4 protein-coding genes are annotated in these 3,540 nt (G+C 66.0%); 1 reads left to right on the top strand and 3 read right to left on the bottom strand.

Annotated features, from left to right (window positions below):
- Positions 1 to 726, top strand: a 726-nt coding sequence (locus V3572_RS09830) for an adenosylcobinamide-GDP ribazoletransferase (RefSeq protein WP_332110820.1), incomplete at its 5' end; no start/stop codon positions are given.
- A gap of 68 nt (positions 727 to 794) precedes the next feature.
- On the opposite strand, the gene V3572_RS09825 is transcribed toward V3572_RS09830, so the two are convergent.
- The 3 genes from V3572_RS09825 to V3572_RS09815 all read right to left on the bottom strand — a co-directional run bounded on the left by V3572_RS09825 (position 795) and on the right by V3572_RS09815 (position 3,415).
- The gene (locus tag V3572_RS09825; RefSeq protein WP_332110819.1) at positions 795 to 1,571 is read right to left on the bottom strand and encodes a DUF1134 domain-containing protein; all 777 of its coding nucleotides are present in this window, start codon (positions 1,569 to 1,571) and stop codon (positions 795 to 797) included.
- Entirely contained in the window at positions 1,568 to 2,647 is a 1,080-nt protein-coding gene (locus V3572_RS09820) for an SGNH/GDSL hydrolase family protein (RefSeq protein ID WP_332110818.1), read from the bottom strand. The genes V3572_RS09825 and V3572_RS09820 overlap by 4 nt, the downstream gene beginning before the upstream one ends.
- 126 nt (positions 2,648 to 2,773) lie before the next feature.
- Positions 2,774 to 3,415 (bottom strand): AMIN domain-containing protein, encoded by a 642-nt coding sequence (locus tag V3572_RS09815; RefSeq protein ID WP_332110817.1) that lies wholly within the window; start codon positions 3,413 to 3,415, stop codon positions 2,774 to 2,776.
- Positions 3,416 to 3,540: the final 125 nt, after the last annotated feature.

Genomic DNA, 3,540 nt, shown 5'->3' with positions numbered 1-3,540 from the left:
GGGATGTTTCGTGGTTTTTTTGCGGCCTTGGGGTTTCTGACCCGTTTCGGCCCGGCGGCCGGGGCGCGCGAGGCGGATTTTGCGGCCTCGGTGGCCTGGTTTCCGGTGGTGGGGCTGGGGCTTGGGCTGGCGGCGGTGGCGCCTGCCCAGGTGTTTTTTGGCGACAGCCCGCGGGTGTGCGCCTGGCTGGTGGTGGCGCTCGACCTGTGGGCCACCCGGGGGCTTCATGCCGACGGACTGGCCGATGTGGCCGACGCCTGGGGCAGCATGGCCCGGGGGGAGCGGTTTTTCGAGATCATGAAGGACAGCCGGGTGGGGGCTTTCGGGGCCATGGGGCTGTTTATGGTTTTAGCGGGCAAGCTGGTGCTTTTCGCCGCGCTTTTTGAGGCTGATCGGGCCTTTGCAGTGGTTTTTTCGTTTGTCGTGGGCCGGGCCTGCGTGGTGTGGCTTATGGGCATGACCCGGCGCCTGGGCAGGCCGGGGCTGGGCAGGCTTTTTCTTGACGGGGCGCGGCCCGGGGTCATGGCCTGGGCCCTTGCCACGGCGATGGCTGTCGGGATGTTTCTGGTTCCCGTCCGGGGCCTGGTCCTGGCTCTGGCCTGCGGTGCGGCGGTCGCGGCCCTGCTGGCCGGGCTGGCCAGGGACCGGGGGGCGGTGAACGGCGATTTCCTCGGGGCCTGCATCGTTCTGGGGGAATTGGGCGCCTGCCTGGGCATGCTTGTCTAAAGCGGATATGAAAAAGGCGACGATCCCGGATGGAATCGTCGCCGCGTAAGGTTTCGTCGGGACGCGCCCTAGAAGGGGTTGATCTCCTGGGTGCGGGTGTAGTGCTGGTAGCCCACGTTGGCCCCCAGGCGCAGCCCCACGCCGAAGCGGATGGGGGCCAGGACCAGGCCCTTGCTGGTCTGGTAGTTCATGCCGAAGCCGCCGATGAAATAGGCGCTGCCGTCGACCCCGGGAAAACGCTGGAAGATCTCGTCGGGGCGTGTCATGCCGTAGACCAGGGTGAACACCCGCACGGCGTTGAGGCCGATGTCGATGCCCACGGACGGACTCTGCCAGAAGACCTCGATGGGCTTGTGGTTTTTCAGATACAGATAGCCGGTGCCGTAGCGCAGGCCCACCAAAAGCGCCCCTCCGGCCTCGCTGCCCTTGATGTAGCCGGTGGGCTCCCCCATATCCTTGAAGGCCTTGGCCACCAGTTCGGCCAACCCGGCCGATCCGCCGTCGAAAAAGCCCATGACCTCCCGATGTACCTCTTCCCTCGAATATTTGCGCTGCCTGGTCTGCTTGGGATGGGGCGGCGCGGCGGCATCGGATGGCGCGGGCTGGACGCCGGGCTGGACGCCCGGCTGGGCGGCTGGTTGCGGAGTTGCGGATGGCGCGGCCTGTTGGGGTGGCGTCGTGGCTGCGGCGCCCGCTGGCGGATGGGCCGGGCTGACCTGGGCAGAGGGCGTTACAGTTGTAGTTGGTTGTTGGGCATCGCCCAGCGGGCGTTCCTGAAGTCCCTGAGCCATGGCTGTCGCCGTCACGAGCACGGCGCAACAGAGCATTGCGCACACGCGTTTCATGGCGTCCTCCCTTGTGTCTGTTCCTCGGCGGCGAGGCGGTCGCGCAAAATGGGGAGCATGGCCTGGGCCACGTCCTCCCGCCCGGACTCTGTCTGATGCACGCCGTCGGGAGTGTACGCCGGAGCCGTGCGGGAACACAAGGCGTTTTGCAGGTTCACAAAATAGGGCCGTGAGGCCAGGGCCTTTTCCAGGGCCGCATAGACGATCAGGACGTTTTGGCGCACATGGGGAAAGGACCGGCGTCCGAGGATGGCGGTTTCTTCTTCCTTATGCACGGCCGGGTCCATGTCCAGGCAGGTCTCCCCCCAGTACAGGGGTTGCAGGAACAGCAGGAACTGCGATCCGTAGGCGGCGGTGACCTTGGCCACGTGGTCGTAGCGTTTGACGGTCAGGTCGATGTATTCCTGCAAGAGCGGCGAGTCCGGATCAAGCGGGGTCATGGCGTAGGCCAGCTTGGAATACATCTCCCGGGTGAATGAGGCGTACCAGGCGGCGCACAGGGGTTTGAGGATGCCGATGGGGGTCTTGAAATAGCTCTCCAGGAGCCCCTGGACCCGGTCCATGCCCTCGTGGCCGTAGGGATGCTTGTAGAGGGAGAAGTAGTTGGCGTCGTTGGCGCCGTCGTAAAAGACCACCAGATTCGGCCGAAAGGGGAATTCGATCAGAAGCTTTTGGAGATATTTGGTTTCAAGCAGGGAATTGAAGGAATTGACGCCGAAATTGAAGCAGTTGTAGCGCACGGGGCCTGGACCGGCATTGAGCTCCGTGGCCACGTAGCTGGGGATGGAGGTGTGGAAGGGCGAGTTCCCGGCCCGCATGGTGGAGCCGCCGAAGAACCAGACGATCCGGTTGTCCTCGGGTTTTTCGGCCTGGGCGATGCCCATGGTGGGCCAGATGCCGTCCTGTTGCAGAAACAGGGCGTAGGGGTCGTAGGCCGCCCGGGGGCCTTCCCGCAGGTTGTCGTAGATGATGGAATTGAGCAGGGTGATGGCCCCGAAGCAGGCGGCCTCCACACACACTGCGGCAATCGCGATCCACAGAACCAGTCTGAAAATGAGGCGCACGGTGCGCTTCACGGCACGTTCTCTCCCTGTCGCGAGGATGGATCCCGCACGGTTTGGTCCCCTTGGGACGCGTTTCTGGTCGGCCTGGGATGTTGTGGGGTTGTCGCTGCGCCGTTGTCCGGTTTGGCGGGCCAGGCGCTATTTCGGCAGTCGGATGACCACGCCGTTTGGGGTTCTGTCCACCACCGGGGCCTCGCGCAGCCGGGTGACGGCCTCGGGGGCCAGATCCAGCACCAGCCGCAGGATGTTCGGGTGTTTGCCGACCCGCACAAGCCTGATCAAGGGGCTTTTCCCCGACAGGGACAAGGGACCGGTGTAGGTCCAGCGTCCGGCCAGATCGATGACCAGCCTGGGGGGGCCGTCCATGTAGGTTCGGGTCACCTCGCCCACCGGGGACGTGGTGGTGACGGTGAGGACGTATTCCCCGGGCTTGTCCACGGCCGAGACGGCCACGACCGCTCCCCTGGAGGGGCCAGCCGCAGGCTTGCCCGCCGCGACAGGCTTGTCTTTGACGGGTTTTTTCGCGGCAAGTCCGGGCTTTTGGGCCGGGACGTCCAGGGATTCGGCCGTCGTGGGCGGGCCTTCCGGGGCCGGGGCCTTTTGCGCGACGTCCGGGACCTGCGGCGGCGCCTGGGCAGGCGCGGCGGACTTTTTCCCGGTGTCGACCTTGGGGGCGGCCGCATCCTGCCCCATGTCCGAGAACATTTTGTCCAGGGTCTGGTCCCCGGCGAAAAGGGGATGCTGGGAGACGATCTCCGGGGAGACCGGTTCCTTGCCCATGGCGGGGGTCGGCGCCGCCACGGCCGGGGATGCGGCGGGCGCCGGGGCGGTGGCTGTGTCCGGGACCGGAAGGGCTCAGCGACCGGGACCTGGAAGAGCTGTAGGGGAAAGCCTCCGGCGGCCCT

This window comes from Desulfolutivibrio sp. (genome assembly GCF_036584575.1).
Classification (GTDB): domain Bacteria; phylum Desulfobacterota; class Desulfovibrionia; order Desulfovibrionales; family Desulfovibrionaceae; genus Desulfolutivibrio.
The sequence above is the reverse complement of the archived record's forward strand: the minus strand, read 5'-3'. Positions and strand labels throughout refer to the sequence as shown.

Excerpts from the sequence above, each read along its gene's own strand:
- V3572_RS09825 (WP_332110819.1), bottom strand. The coding sequence starts at position 1,571 with ATGAAACGCGTGTGCGCAATGCTCTGTTGCGCCGTGCTCGTGACGGCG.
- V3572_RS09815 (WP_332110817.1), bottom strand. The coding sequence starts at position 3,415 with ATGGGCAAGGAACCGGTCTCCCCGGAGATCGTCTCCCAGCATCCCCTT.